Source organism: Mesorhizobium sp. WSM2561 (assembly GCF_000513915.1).
In the GTDB taxonomy this organism is placed as follows: domain Bacteria; phylum Pseudomonadota; class Alphaproteobacteria; order Rhizobiales; family Rhizobiaceae; genus Mesorhizobium; species Mesorhizobium muleiense.
In genome coordinates, this window is the sequence record NZ_AZUX01000001.1 from 233,945 (window position 1) to 247,423 (window position 13,479).

The 13,479-nt window shown below is 63.6% G+C and carries 15 protein-coding genes; 7 read left to right on the forward strand and 8 right to left on the reverse strand.

Annotation, left to right across the window (positions count from 1 at the left end):
• Nucleotides 1–204: 204 nt before the first annotated feature.
• The 4 genes from M727_RS0101175 to M727_RS0101190 form a co-directional block, all read right to left on the reverse strand.
• Complete coding sequence (locus M727_RS0101175) at nucleotides 205–912, reverse strand: LssY C-terminal domain-containing protein (RefSeq protein WP_027151114.1); 708 nt, start codon at nucleotides 910–912, stop codon at nucleotides 205–207.
• An 89-nt stretch (nucleotides 913–1,001) separates the two neighbouring features.
• Entirely contained in the window at nucleotides 1,002–1,802 is an 801-nt protein-coding gene (locus tag M727_RS0101180; protein ID WP_027151115.1) for an extensin family protein, read from the reverse strand.
• 192 nt (nucleotides 1,803–1,994) lie between these two features.
• Nucleotides 1,995–2,978: an extensin family protein gene (locus M727_RS0101185; protein ID WP_027151116.1), complete on the reverse strand. Its 984-nt coding sequence runs from the start codon at nucleotides 2,976–2,978 to the stop codon at nucleotides 1,995–1,997.
• A 76-nt stretch (nucleotides 2,979–3,054) separates the two neighbouring features.
• Nucleotides 3,055–3,480: a DUF3775 domain-containing protein gene (locus M727_RS0101190; protein ID WP_023799808.1), complete on the reverse strand. Its 426-nt coding sequence runs from the start codon at nucleotides 3,478–3,480 to the stop codon at nucleotides 3,055–3,057.
• Between the two features lie 197 nt (nucleotides 3,481–3,677).
• On the opposite strand from M727_RS0101190, the gene M727_RS0101195 reads away from it, so the two are divergent.
• Together M727_RS0101195 and greA are read left to right on the forward strand one after the other, a co-directional pair.
• Nucleotides 3,678–4,217, forward strand: a complete 540-nt coding sequence (locus tag M727_RS0101195; RefSeq protein WP_027151117.1) for a tetratricopeptide repeat protein — start codon at nucleotides 3,678–3,680, stop codon at nucleotides 4,215–4,217.
• Nucleotides 4,218–4,500: 283 nt separating this feature from the next.
• Nucleotides 4,501–4,974 (forward strand): transcription elongation factor GreA, encoded by a 474-nt coding sequence (greA, locus tag M727_RS0101200; protein ID WP_023799806.1) that lies wholly within the window; start codon nucleotides 4,501–4,503, stop codon nucleotides 4,972–4,974.
• A 139-nt stretch (nucleotides 4,975–5,113) separates the two neighbouring features.
• Here greA and waaC read toward each other — a convergent pair whose 3' ends face one another.
• From waaC to rfaD, 3 genes are read right to left on the reverse strand one after another with little or no spacing between them, the layout of a single operon-like run.
• Nucleotides 5,114–6,088: a lipopolysaccharide heptosyltransferase I gene (gene waaC / locus M727_RS0101205; RefSeq protein WP_027151118.1), complete on the reverse strand. Its 975-nt coding sequence runs from the start codon at nucleotides 6,086–6,088 to the stop codon at nucleotides 5,114–5,116.
• The gene (waaF, locus tag M727_RS0101210) at nucleotides 6,085–7,092 is read right to left on the reverse strand and encodes a lipopolysaccharide heptosyltransferase II (protein ID WP_027151119.1); all 1,008 of its coding nucleotides are present in this window, start codon (nucleotides 7,090–7,092) and stop codon (nucleotides 6,085–6,087) included. Before waaF ends, waaC begins: the two co-directional genes overlap by 4 nt.
• The gene (gene rfaD, locus M727_RS0101215) at nucleotides 7,065–8,015 is read right to left on the reverse strand and encodes an ADP-glyceromanno-heptose 6-epimerase (RefSeq protein ID WP_027151120.1); all 951 of its coding nucleotides are present in this window, start codon (nucleotides 8,013–8,015) and stop codon (nucleotides 7,065–7,067) included. Before rfaD ends, waaF begins: the two co-directional genes overlap by 28 nt.
• Nucleotides 8,016–8,181: 166 nt before the next feature.
• On the opposite strand from rfaD, the gene M727_RS0101220 reads away from it, so the two are divergent.
• From M727_RS0101220 to M727_RS39045, 4 genes are all read left to right on the forward strand, one after another.
• Nucleotides 8,182–8,814 carry a LysE family translocator gene (locus tag M727_RS0101220; protein WP_027151121.1) on the forward strand — a complete coding sequence of 211 codons (633 nt, stop codon included), beginning with the start codon at nucleotides 8,182–8,184 and terminating at the stop codon, nucleotides 8,812–8,814.
• Nucleotides 8,815–8,969: 155 nt separating this feature from the next.
• Nucleotides 8,970–10,460, forward strand: a complete 1,491-nt coding sequence (rfaE1, locus tag M727_RS0101225) for a D-glycero-beta-D-manno-heptose-7-phosphate kinase (protein ID WP_027151122.1) — start codon at nucleotides 8,970–8,972, stop codon at nucleotides 10,458–10,460.
• Between the two features lie 7 nt (nucleotides 10,461–10,467).
• The gene (locus M727_RS0101230; protein ID WP_027151123.1) at nucleotides 10,468–11,040 is read left to right on the forward strand and encodes an SIS domain-containing protein; all 573 of its coding nucleotides are present in this window, start codon (nucleotides 10,468–10,470) and stop codon (nucleotides 11,038–11,040) included.
• Nucleotides 11,033–11,698, forward strand: a complete 666-nt coding sequence (locus tag M727_RS39045) for an HAD family hydrolase (RefSeq protein ID WP_084646579.1) — start codon at nucleotides 11,033–11,035, stop codon at nucleotides 11,696–11,698. Before M727_RS0101230 ends, M727_RS39045 begins: the two co-directional genes overlap by 8 nt.
• Here the strand turns inward: M727_RS39045 and M727_RS0101240 are convergent.
• Entirely contained in the window at nucleotides 11,695–12,180 is a 486-nt protein-coding gene (locus M727_RS0101240; protein ID WP_027151124.1) for an Lrp/AsnC family transcriptional regulator, read from the reverse strand. The genes M727_RS39045 and M727_RS0101240 overlap by 4 nt on opposite strands.
• 262 nt (nucleotides 12,181–12,442) lie before the next feature.
• On the opposite strand from M727_RS0101240, the gene trxB reads away from it, so the two are divergent.
• A complete protein-coding gene (gene trxB, locus M727_RS0101245; protein WP_027151125.1) occupies nucleotides 12,443–13,417 on the forward strand; it encodes a thioredoxin-disulfide reductase in 975 nt (324 codons plus the stop codon).
• Nucleotides 13,418–13,479 lie beyond the last annotated feature (62 nt).

Genomic DNA, 13,479 nt, shown 5'->3' on the forward strand with positions numbered 1-13,479 from the left:
GCGGTCTTCGAAAATAGACGGCCGTCATTTTTCATGCCGGCAGGCCCAACCATCTCATGCGGCATCCCATGGCGGCGACGAAAAATGCTCGATCAGGGCGTCGACGCGGACTTTTGGCGTCAGGCGGCGCGTCACCGGCCTGATGGCGTGCACGACGACGTCTTCAAGGAGACAGTCCGACAGGACCGTCTCTTCGTCTTGTGCCTACGGCAGCTGCCGCAGCAGGCCCACCACTGCCTTGCCATCGGTGAAATAGGGATCGCCGCCGCCATTGCGCCCGGTCTTTGTCGCACCGATACCCGATATCTCGCTGGTCGAGATCAGCATGCCTGCGGCAGACAGGTCGCGGATCAGGAAGTCGCGCTCGGCGTCGATGTCGGGACCGATATGGTGGGTGATCTGGCCGGTGTCGTGGCTGAGGCCGACGCCGCGATCGAAGCTTGCCGCACCCAGCCAGAGCGGCCGGCCATCGTCTCCGGTCGCATCGGTCTGCCAGAAGCGGACGTGATGACGCCGGTCGGCACTGTCGCCGACCGGCTTCTCGAAGGCCAGATCCTGTGCACGGCCTTCGAACAACAGCCGGCTGACCGGCGCGTCGGGATAGGGCCGATCGAACAGCACGCTTTCGCCGATCTCGACCGCGGTCTCCAGCGTGAGGGCGTCGGCCGTGTCCCATCCGGCGACGGCGAAGGCGTGGACCAGCTCTTTTTTGGTGCCGACGAGGCCGACATTGATCGGATCGCCGGCGATGCCTTGCGGCGTGCGGGTCACCATCTCGAAGCGCTGCGCGCGGAAATTGCGGTCGCGCAGGGTCCAGAATTCCGGCGCGGCGAAATAGGCGAGCACGAGATAGCCGGCACAGAACGCCACCAGCCAGATCGTTGCGCGTCGTCGAAGGCTTCGTCGGCTCATGCGACACCACCGTGGTGATATGACATCACCTTATGTGGCGTCATTCTACGCGGCGGCGCACACCTTGGGCAGTGGGCACGCGCTCGGGCTCAGCGGCAGGCGCGGTAGCCGTTCTTGCGGTTCTTGATGTCGAAATGGAAATGGTTGCGGTGGTCGTAATTGTAGCCGGGACCGAGCACGGTGGTGAAATACTGGCAGCCGTCGGCGCGCACGGTGTTGAGGAAGCCGCGGGTGCGGAAGGCGAACAGGCCGGGCTTGCGCACGTCGATCTCCTTGCCATTGCTAAGCTCGATGCTCATGACATCGAGCGCGTTGCCCTTGCCGTGCTCCGACAGCGTGCCTTCGCCGGCGATCCTGCGGCAGGAATAGCTCGAGCCCTGGCGAATGGTCCTGACGCCGGAGAAATAACGCCAGCGGGCGGACGGGACCAGTTCATTCCTGGCCCAGCCGGCGAAGGTGGCGGCCATGTCGCAGGTCAGCGTCGCGGCCGGCTTCATTCCGATGCGGCCGATGGCCGAGATCTTGACCGGATAGTCGATGCCGCACTGGCCTTCGCGGATCGGCGCAAGGTCGGTGTAGACGACGCCCAGGCGCTTCAAATCCTTGCGGCACTCGACCTCGCTGGCCGGCATCTGTTCGGTCGGCGCCATCGGCTCGTCCATGCGCGGATAGGCGGCGGTCATGTAAGGGTTGGATGGGACGAGGCGCTGCATTCCAGCGTACTCTGGGACAGCTGATGTCTGGCTGCCGACATCGACGGCCGGTTCCAGCGAGAGCACGCTGCCGGTGGTGCAGGCCGAGATCGCTGCGATGGCAAGCCCGCCGGCAATCATGCGCGCGCGTCTCACTTGCCGCACGGCGACAGACGCGGCGCGAAATATCCCGGCCATTGGCAGGTTCCCGGTCCCCGAGCCGATCAGGCTCCATGTCATCGTTTGATCATGATCTTTCTCCGAAAACCGGATCCCACTTTTCGGGGTCATGATCAGATGAAACGGAGCTTACCCGCCAACAGTAAAGGAAAAATCAGCGGCTGCGTTTACGGCTGCGGCCAAATTGCGGCGCGTCGGTCCGCAACCATATCACTGGCAGAAGGTGCCGCCGTTGCGGCGCGGTGCAAGATCGAGATGGAGATGCAGCGAATGATCGGCATCGCTGCCCGGGCCAAGCACGGTCTTGAACGGTCCGCAGGCTGCCTTGCGTATTGCGTTCAGGAATTTCGCGTCCTTTTCCGCCGGCGCCGGGCGGATGTCGATCCTTCTGCCGTCCGAAAGCGTGAAGCTGGCGATGTCGAGCGCGTTGCCGAAGGCGTGCTCCGACAATTTCCCGCCGCCATTGCGGTGGCGGCAGACGAAGGCGGATGCCTGGTCGACCGACTTGAGTTCGGCGCCGAGCTCGGCCTTGGCCGCCGGCTGGACGATATCAGCGGCGAAGCGCGCGGCGGCCTCGGCCATCTGGCAATTCAACTCGGATTCGGGGTTGATATCCAATGACTTGCCCAGCGTCTTCAGTGCGATCGGATAGGGGATAGAGCAGCCGACCGCCGCATCGTGCTCGGCCTTGCGTTCCTCGAAGTCGACGCCCATCGACTTCAGCCGCCGGCGGCAGGCCAGTTCCTCGTCCGGCATTTTCTCCTGCGGCACAGCGGTCGAGCGCGGGTCGGGAGGGATTTTTTTCTCCGGCGCCTGCGCCGGCTTCTCCGGTGGTTTTGGCGCGGCGGCCGATGGTTTAGCCTCGGCGGGCTTTTCGGTCGGCGTCGGAGCGACTGCCGGAGGCTGCGGCTGGGCTTCCTGATGCCGGTCCGACCTCTGCTGGTTCAGCGTGTCGGTCGCCGGTTGATCAGGCTCTGGCGCATCCGCAGGGCGCGGCTCGGGGATCGGCACGTCGGCAGGCGCGGCTTCTTGCGCCGATTGCGACTGATTGAGCTCCGGGGCAGGCATCGTTTCAGGCAATTCCGGAGCTTGGGCCAGGGCCGTTCCTGCCGACAGCATCGCCGCCGCCAAAGGCAGCGCCAATCTGATCAATCCGGCCAATCTGATCGATGTGGGAGGGGTCAGCACCGCCATTCACCGCTAACGGCCGGTGAACGCGGAAGTTGCCCTGAACGAGGGCATTGGCCGATCACAAACGGTGACCGCGGTGTTACGCACCGATCGCTTCCAGCCCTTCCTCCAGCCAGTCGGCCAACAGCGGCATGCCGAGCAGATATTTCGCCGTGCGCTTGTTGGCGCGCTCGCGCGCGGCCGTCAGCGCGTCCGCCCATTCCGAGGCGTCATAGTCGCCGCGTCCAACCCAGGCGAGGGCGACGAGTTCGGCCGCCTCGTCGACATTGAGATCGTTGATCAGTTCGCGCAGCTCTTCTTCGGTGAGGTCCTCGGAACGTTCCTCGACGAGACCGTCATGATGATGGTTGTCATGCGCCTCGCTATCGAGTTCTACCTCGTGCTCGGCGCCATCGGCATAGTCTTCGTTGACGGCGGCGCTCAACGCCTTCGCCTTGAGGATGAACAGGCGCACCGTGTCGGGACCGATCGAAAGCTCCCATTCTTTTTCAAGGCGCCGCTGCACTGGCCGTCTCCGCATACTCCGTTGGCGTTTGCTGGATGATAGCGGATTTGCAGCGCTCGTCACGTTTTGTTCGGCGCTTCCATTTTCCGACTGGCGCGGGCCGTTGAAAAGGCTTTCACTGGCCGTGGCTTTTTTCCGGGATGAAACCGCTTTTGCCCGGCGTTAGTCTTGCATTGTCATGCTTCAGGGAGAGTTCGATGCGCAGACGATTGCTGATCCAGGTTCTGGCGGTTGCCGCCCTGCCGCTGTTTGCTGTTCCGGTGTTTTCGGCCGGTGAAGGTGGAGGCGGTGGCGATGGCAGCCAGACGACACAGTGCAAGAAAGGCAAGGTCTGGGACAAGAAGCTGAAGAAGTGCGTCGCGCCCAAGCACGGCATGCTGGACGACGACAACATCTATGAGGCCGGCCGCGCGCTGGCGATGGCAGGACGTTATGACGAGGCGATCGCCGTGCTCAGCTTGGCTGCGGACAAGAAAGACCCTCGCATCCTCAACTACCTCGGCTACTCGCACCGCCATTCCGGACGCGTCGCCGTCGGTCTCGGCTATTATGAGGAAGCGCTGCGCATCGATCCGAACTATACGCTGGTACGCGAATATCTCGGCGAGGCGCATCTGCAGATCGGCGATCTCGCCGGCGCTCGGGAACAGCTCCGCGAGATCGAGAAACGCATCGGCAAGGGATCTCGTGAATACGGCATGCTGTCCGAGCAGATAGACCGTTTCATGAAGAGCTGAATAGAAGCCCGAACACGCCTCACTACCGGCTGTGAGCAATCGCAGCCGGTTTTTATTGCGGCTCGCCCGGCCGCCGGGCTGCCATGACGGCATTTCCACAAATGGCGGGCGAATTTTTCAAAACCGATTTTTTGGCGTGAAAAACCCGCGAAGATTGCTATATTGGAGGAAATTGCGGTGACACGGTTCCGTTAGCCCGAGGCTGCCGGACCGTTTTCTTTTTGTACCCATCGACAAGGTCGCCCCCGGAATGCGGGGGCGGCGGCAGGAAAGGTCAGGCATTATGAACAAGGTCCCGATGACAGGCGAGGGGTTCGCGTCATTGAAGGAAGAACTGCGCTGGCGCCAGCAGGAAGAGCGGCCGCGCATCATCGAAGCAATCTCCGAAGCGCGCTCGCACGGCGATCTCTCTGAAAACGCGGAATACCACGCGGCGAAAGAGGCGCAGAGTCTCAATGAGGGCCGCGTCAACGAGCTCGAGGATTTTATCGCCCGCGCCGAGGTGATCGACATCACAAAGCTCAGCGGCGAAAAGGTCAAGTTCGGCGCGACCGTGGTGCTGGTCGACGAGGACACGGAAGAGAAGAAGACCTACCAGATCGTCGGCGACCAGGAGGCGGATGTAAAGTCAGGCCGCATCTCGATCTCCTCGCCGATCGCGCGGGCGCTGATCGGCAAGGAAGTCGGCGATGCCATCGAGGTCAACGCGCCAGGCGGCGCGCGGGGCTATGAGATCGTCCAGGTGCAGTTCATTTAGGGCCTTTTGATAATTCTACTCTGGCGGCCGACTAGCGCGGTTTTCTGCGCTTCCGGTGCTCACGTACTTTAAGTACGCTCCGCTCCCGGTTCTCGAAAACCACGCTATTCGACTCGCCAGAGCGAATTCTGAAAAGGTCCTATGTCGCGGCCTGCGATTTGAGCGCCAGCAGCCTCTCAGCTTCCGCCACCACTTCTATCGGCGCGACACGAGCGCCGGGCGCGGCCAGCAGCGTTGACGAGAACGGCCCGCGCGGGCCGGTCAGGCCGGGTTCTGTCGCCACAAACACCGCGACGGTCGGCAGGCCGAAGGCACTGGCGAGGTGGGTAAGGCCGGTATCGGCGCCGATGATCAGCACCGACCGGCCGATGATCGCGGCGATCTCGGCAAGCGGTGAATTCGGCACCAGCACGGTCTGTGGAACAGCTTGGGCAATCGCCTCGGCAACCGCCTTTTCCCTGTCGTTCGACCAGGTGGTGACCGGCGTCATTCCACTTTCCACGAGACGCCGGGCCGTCTCGATCCAGTCGCCGACCGGCCATTTCTTGTCCTCGCGGCTGGTGCCGTGCAACAGGAAGGCGGCTTTTTCGCCGACAAAGGTCGAACCGCTGGCCGGCGGCACGATGCCGGAGTCGAGCCCGGAAAAATCCGGTTCATAGCCGAGCGCCAGCCCGAACAGCCGCCTTGTGCGTTCGATGGCGTGCAGGTCGCGCGGCACAGCATAGCGGCGGTCGTAGAACACGGTCGCCGAAGGCTCGCGAGCGCTCGACCGGTCGAAGCCGGCGATCGGCGCCGCGGCCTGTTTCGCCACCACGGCCGACTTCAGCAATCCTTGCGCGTCGATGACGAGATCGTAGCGGCACTCCCGCAAGGCGCGGCGCAATCCCGCTGCCTCGCGCCATGTGCTGGGGCCGAGCGGGCTTGTGCGCCAGCGCCGGATTGCCACGGTGTGGATGGTTGCGATCGCCGGATGCAGCGCCACGATGCCGGCAAAAGCCTCTTCCACACACCAGTCGAACGACACGTCCGGCCGGTTGCGGCGCGCATCTTCGACGGCTGGAAAGCTGTGGATGACGTCACCCATCGAAGATGTCTTGACGATGAGCACCCTCATGCGGCGGCCGGCATTTCCAGCAGCCGTTCCGCCGCCGCCGCGACCTGTGCCACCTCAAGCGTGTTCAGGCAGTTGAGATGGCCGAGCGGGCAGATTTTGCGATGGCAGGGCGAACAGGACAGGCCGAGCCAGACCAGTTCGCGCTGCTCGGCGAGCGGCGGCGTATTGTGCGGCGAGGTCGATCCGTAGACGGCTACGATCGGCGTGCCGACCGCGGCCGCAACATGCATCAGCCCACTGTCGTTCGACACCGCAAGCCGGGACGCGGCGATCAGGTCGATGGCGTCCTCCAGCCGCGTCTGGCCGGCGAGGTCGACAACATCAGGTGTAAGCGTGGCGATTTCCGCCGTTACGTCGGCGTCGTTCTTCGACCCGAACAGCGCGACCGCAAAACCTTTGGCCATCATGTCGCGGGCAAGGCCGGCATAGCGTTCGCTCGGCCAGCGTTTGGCCGGGCCGAACTCGGCGCCCGGCATCAGCGCGACGAATTTCTTCGCCTCCAGCCCGAAGCGGCCCAGCAATGCCGCCTGGTTCTTTGTGTCGACGGCGAGCTTGGGAGCATGGAACGTGCCGCCTTGCGCGAGGCCGAAATAGGCCTGCGCCGTGCGCCGTTTCACATTGTCGGGCAAGGCAACGATATCGGTCAGCAGCCCGTAGCGCATTTCCTTGAGGTAGCCGACACGGCGCGGAATGCGGGCAAAGAACGGGACCAGCGCCGACTTCCAGCTTCCAGGCATGACATAGGCGATGTCGTAGTGGCCGCGCAGCAGGCGGCCGAAGCGCCTTCGCATGCGGAATTCCAGAGCTCCGGATTTCAGCGGCAGATCGACCTGCCGGCGTATTTCGGGCATCCGCTTGACCAGTGGCGCCGCCCATGCCGGCGCCAGCACGTCGATCGCGGCGTTCGGGTGAAGCTCTCCCAGCGCCGAGAACAGGCACTGCGCCATCACCATGTCGCCCACCCAGCGTGGGCCGATCACGAGGATCGTTGGGCTTTCAGCCATTCGACATAGTCTCTGACGCCGGTTTCCACTGTGCGAAACTGACCATTGTAACCGGCGGCGCGCAACCGGGACATATCAGCTTGCGTAAAACTCTGGTAGCTGCCCTTGAGATGGTCGGGGAAGTCGATGAACTCGATCTCGCCTTTGCCGAGCGTGCCGATCACCGTTTCGGCAATCGCGCGGAACGGCTGGGCAAGGCCGGTGCCGCAGTTGAAGATGCCGCTTGAGCCGCGTTTCCACAACCACAGATTGATATCGGCAACGTCGCCGACATGGATGAAGTCGCGGCTCTGCTCGCCAGGTCCGAAACCGTCATAGGCGCCGAACAGCTTTGGGTTGTGGCCTTGCTCGACTTGGTTGAACAGATGGAAGGCGACCGAGGCCATGGCGCCCTTGTGCGCCTCGCGCGGTCCATAGACGTTGAAGTAGCGCAGGCCGGCCACCGGCGAATGATCGGTATCGAAGACGGTGCGGCGGACATAGTCGTCGAACAGCTTCTTTGAATAGGCATAGACATTGAGCGGGCGCTCGCAGTCCGGCTCCTCGCGAAACTCGGCGCCGCCGCCATAGACGGAAGCCGAGGAGGCATAGAGGAAAGGCAGCCGCAGCGCCAGGCAGGCATGCAGCAGCCGCTTCGAATAGGCGTAGTTCACCTCCATCATGAACTTGCCGTTCCACTCGGTGGTGGTCGAGCAGGCGCCCTGGTGGAAGACGGCCTCGATGCGGCCGAGGTCGCCGGCCTCCATCCGCGGCAGGAAATCGTCCTTGTCGAGATAATCGGCGATCTGCAGATCGGCGAGATTGGCGATCTTGTGGCCGTCGGTCAGGTCGTCGACGACGAGAATGTCGCTGATCCCTTCGGCATTGAGCGCGGCGACTATGTTTGAGCCGATCATGCCGGCGCCGCCCGTGACGATGATCATGAAAGCCTCTGGTATCTTGTGCCGATTCCGGCCCTTATAGGGGAGGCGTGCCGGGCTGTCGATAAAGCAGGTCGCAATCCGGCGGTTGGCTGCAGACCTCAGTGGCGCCGCACAGCTTTCGCTTCAGTCGGCGATCCACCGGCGAAGCACGACAGGAGCAAGGGTAATGCCGTCGACCGAACTGCTTTTCGCCTTTTTCGCCACCACGGCGATCTTTGCCTACATCCCCGGTCCGGCGATGCTTTACGCTGCTGCGCAAACCATGGCGCGCGGCCGCTGGTCCGGCCTGACGGCGGCGTTGGGTATCCATCTTGGCGGCTATGTGCACGTCGTCGCTGCCGCTGCAGGACTGTCCGTGCTTTTCCATGCCGTGCCGACGCTCTACATGGCGGTCAAGCTGGCCGGCGCGCTCTATCTGATCTGGCTGGGTGTGTCGCTGTTCCGCGCCAGGGCGCAAGACGATGCTGTTATCTCAGGCATCGAGCCGAAATCCGCCCGCCGCGCCTTTTTCGAGAGCATCACCGTCGAGGTGCTCAATCCAAAAACTGCAATCTTCTTCATGGCGTTCCTGCCGCAATTCATCGACGCATCGGCGACGTTTCCCGTCTGGCTGCAATTCCTCGTCCTCGGAATGATCGTCAATCTGATGTTCTCCTCGGCGGATGTCATGTGCGTGGTGCTGGCGGGTGCGCTGATCACCAGGCTGCGACGCTCGAGCCACGCGCAACGCCTGATGCGGCGTGCGGGCGGCGCGGTGCTCGTCGGATTGGGTGTTCATGTCGCTTTGCAGAAAAGTTGATCCGCCAACCGACCGGCGTTGGCTGTGGTCGGTTCGGTGCCTGCCGTTGCGCTGAGCCGAATTGCGGTATATCGGCTTCGCCATGAACGACCAGCCCTGCCAGTCCAGCGTTTTCACAGCATCGGGACCGGCTCTCATTGCACGTCGAAGATGACATGAGCGAGCAATACCTGCCTTCTCCTGAACCGCTTCACCGCGCCATCTCGCGGTTCGGCAACGTCACCGTGCTGGTGGTCGGCGACTTCATCCTCGACCGTTTCGTCAACGGCGTCATCGAGCGGATTTCGCCTGAAGCGCCCATTCCGGTGCTGCGCGGGCGTGGCGAAACCTCGGCGATGGGTGGTGCCGGCAATGTGGTCGCCAACATCGTCTCGCTCGGCGCTGCCGCGATACCGGTCTCGGTGATCGGCGCCGATCCGGCCGGCGACAATCTCATGCGCATGCTCACCGAGCTTGGCGTCGACACTGGCGGTCTCGCGCAGGACGCCAACCGGATGACCTCGTCGAAAAGCCGCTTCAGCGCGCTCAACCAGCAGGTGCTGCGCTTCGACGAAGAGGAAATCAAGCCGCTGCGCGACGCCGAGCGGACGACGCTGATCCGGCATTTTCGCACCGCGCTGGCGCAGGCCGACATCGTCATTTTGTCCGACTACGGCAAGGGCATGTTGCTCGACGGCGTCGCCGGCGAGCTGATCTCGATCTGCCGCGAGGCGGGAAAGCCGGTGCTGGTCGATCCCAAGGGCCGCGACTATGCTTGCTACTCCGGGGCGACGGCGATCACCCCCAATCGCAAGGAACTTGGCGAGGCGGTCGGACGCGCGGTGTTTGCCGATGACGAGATCGTCGCCGCGGCGCGTGAGCTGATCTCGGCACATGGCTTCGAGTTCGTCGTCGCGACGCGCAGCGAAAAGGGCATGAGCGTCGTCGACGCCGACGATGCCCACCACATCGCCACGCAGGCGCGAGAAGTGTTCGACGTTTCCGGCGCCGGTGACACTGTCATTGCTACGTTTGCGTTGGCCCTGGCTGCGGGCGCCGACCGCGTCATTGCCGCGGCCATCGCCAACGCGGCCGGTGGCGTGGTGGTGGGAAAGCGTGGCACCGCGCGGCTGACGGTCGAGGAACTCACCGGCGCGCTGTTTCGCTCGCATGGACCGATTGCCCACAAGGATGCAATCCTCGATGCCGCCGCCGCCGCACGGCTGGTGGCGACGTGGAAGGACGAAGGCCTGAGCGTCGGCTTCACCAATGGCTGCTTCGATATCCTTCATGCCGGCCATGTCAGCCTTTTGCATGCGGCGCGCAGCCAGTGCGACCGGCTGGTTCTCGGCCTCAACAGCGATGCCTCGGTGCGCCGGCTGAAAGGGCCGGGGCGCCCGGTCAACGACGAGCATGACCGCGCCTGCGTGCTGGCGGCGCTTGCCTCGGTCGATGCCGTCGTCGTCTTCGAGGAAGACACGCCGCTCGCGCTGATCGAGGCGCTGAAGCCCGACATACTGGTCAAGGGCGCCGACTATACGATCGATCAGGTGGTCGGCGCCGAAATCGTGCAAAAGGCGGGCGGCCGCGTCGTGCTCGTCGATCTCGTCGCCGGCAAGAGCACCACCGGCACCATCGGCAAGTTGCGCGCCGGCAGCACAAACTGAGGTTTTCATGTCCGAACTGAACGACTATCTGGTCCGCTCGGCGGCCGCGATCACCGCGATGGTCGAGCGCGACCTCACCAGCGAGATGGAGCGGGCAGTTACCGCCGTCGTCGCCGCGCTTTCGCAGGGCAAGGCGCTGCTGATCTGCGGCAATGGCGGCTCGGCCAGCGACGCCATTCACATCGCCGGCGAACTGGTCGGCCGCTTCCTGAAGGAGCGCAAGGCCTACAACGTCATCGCGCTGCCGGCCAATGCGGCGGTGCTGACCGCCTGGGGCAATGATTACGGCTTCGACACGGTGTTTTCACGCCAGGTCGAGGCGCATGGCGCCGCGGGTGCCGTGCTGCTCGCCATCTCGACCAGCGGCAACTCGGCCAGCATCCTCGCCGCCGCCGAACAGGCGCGCATGATGGACATGACGGTGATCAGCCTGACCGGCGACAGCGGCGGCAAGCTCAAGCCGCTCTCCGACATCCTGCTCAACGTGCCCTCGACCTCGACGCCGATCATCCAGCAGGTGCATCTGTGCCTCTATCATCATCTGTGCGAAATGGTCGAAGCGCGCCTCTGTGATGGCTGACATCGGCCCGGTCGTGAGGTCTGATCGTTACCCGCTCGAAGCGCCGGGCCTGTGGATCGAGCGGGTCGGCAGCTCGGCTTTTCCAGCTGGCACGCCGGCGCTGTTCCTCGACCGCGACGGCACCATCAATGTCGATAGAGGCTACCCCAGCGATCCGGCTGACATCGTGCTGCGGCCGCAGATGCTGCCGGTGATCCGAACGGCCAACATCGCCGGCGTTCCGGCAATCGTGGTCTCCAATCAATCAGGCATAGCCCGCGGCTATTTCGGCTGGCCGGAGTTCGCCGCGGTCAATGCCCGGCTGCTGGCGCTTCTCGAAGCGCAGAATTGCCGGATCGATCTGGTGCTCGCCTGCGCCTACCATTCGAGCGGGACGGGCGAGCTGGCAGCAGCTGATCATCCGATGCGCAAGCCCAATCCGGGCATGCTTCTGCGCGCCCGCGATCTGCTGCGCGTGGATATCAGCCGATCGATCATCGTCGGCGATAAGGCCGATGACATGGAAGCCGGACGGCGAGCCGGGCTCTGCGAGGGTTGGCTGGTGAACGGCAGATCCAATCGGACTTCCGGCGAAGGTGCGTTCAGGACGCGTAACCTGACGACCGATAACGATCACAGCAAACTCTGCGACGCCATCGCCGAGCTCGGCCGGGATTAAGGTCTCACTTCGCTGAAAGCCACCAGGCCCTCGTCCTTGACGCGACGGATGGTCAGTGCCGTCCGCACCGTGTCGACATTCGGCGCCGAGGCCAGTTCCTCGATGACGAAGGTCTGAAAGGCGCCGAGGTCGCTCGCCACGCAATGCAGCAAAAAGTCGGATTCGCCCGACACCATCCAGGCGTCGCGAACGATCGGCCAGCCGCGGGTGCGTTCGGCGAAGGTTTTCAGCTCCGCATCGGCCTGGTGATGCAGGCCGATGAGGCAAAAGGCAACGACGTCCAGGCCGAGCGCCGGCGCATTGAGCAAGGCGCGATAGCCGCGGATGATGCCGGTCTCTTCCATGCGCCTGACGCGACGCAGGCATGGCGGCGCCGAAATGCCGACGCGGCCGGACAGTTCGACATTGGTCATGCGCCCGTCTTGCTGAAGCTCGCGCAGGATCTTCCAGTCGATGGCATCGAGATCGGCTTTGAGCGGCATGGATACCTTCGGCGCTTCACGCAAGAATCTTTCGTGATTTTGTAATTAAACGACTTCGGTGTCCATTCCATCCCTTCAACCGGTGGATTTTGGCACAGTCACCGCGCCAAGATGTTCATGGATCGTCTGTTTTGTGCGGAAGCTTTCCGGGGACGAAGGCCAGGTCGTCTTGCTGGCGTCGTCTGCAACACCTAGATTAGGGCCGAAATCGATCCCTGTGCCGGACGCTTCATTCGCGTCCGGTTGTTGTGAAAGCCCCGATATGACGTCCAAGCACGCACCCGTTCTCATCATCGGCTCCGGTCCCGCCGGCTATACGGCGGCAATCTACGCCGCCCGCGCCATGCTGAAGCCGATGCTGGTCGCCGGTCTGCAACAGGGCGGCCAGTTGATGATCACCACCGATGTCGAAAACTATCCGGGCTTCGCCGATCCGATCCAGGGTCCGTGGCTGATGGAGCAAATGCTGAAACAGGCCGAGCATGTCGGTACCGACGTCATCAACGACATCATCACCGAGGTCGACCTCAACGTGCGGCCGTTCCGTGCCAAGGGCGATTCCGGCGCCACCTATACCGCCGACGCGCTGATTATCGCCACCGGTGCGCAGGCGAAATGGCTGGGCATCCCGAGCGAACAGACCTTCATGGGCTTCGGCGTATCGGCCTGCGCCACCTGCGACGGCTTCTTTTATCGCGGCAAGGATGTCGCGGTGATCGGCGGCGGCAATTCGGCGGTGGAGGAGGCGCTTTACCTTTCCAACCTGGCCAAGAGCGTGACGGTCATCCACCGACGCAGCGACTTCCGCGCCGAGCGCATCCTCAGCGAGCGGCTGTTCAAGAAGGATAATGTCCGCGTCATCTGGGACACCGTCGTCGACGAGATCACCGGCCAGTCCGGCAAGATGCCGCTGCCGCCGTCGGTGGAAGGACTGAAGCTGCGCAATCTGGTGACCGGCCAAGAGATGCATCTGACGGTCGACGGCGTGTTCGTGGCGATCGGCCATGCGCCGGCGGTCGAGCTGTTCGCCGGCAAGCTGAAGCAGAAGCCGAACGGCTATCTGTGGACGGCGCCGGATTCGACCTGCACCGACGTGCCGGGCGTGTTCGCCGCCGGCGACGTGACCGACGACATCTACCGCCAGGCGGTGACGGCGGCGGGGCTCGGCTGCATGGCCGCGCTCGAGGCGGAAAAGTACCTCGCCGGGATCGAAGTTCACCGCGAAGCGGCGGAGTAAACAAGCGGCCGAGAAAAGCCGCGCAAAAGCCTGATTTTTCATTCAGACGCCAGAAAACAGAA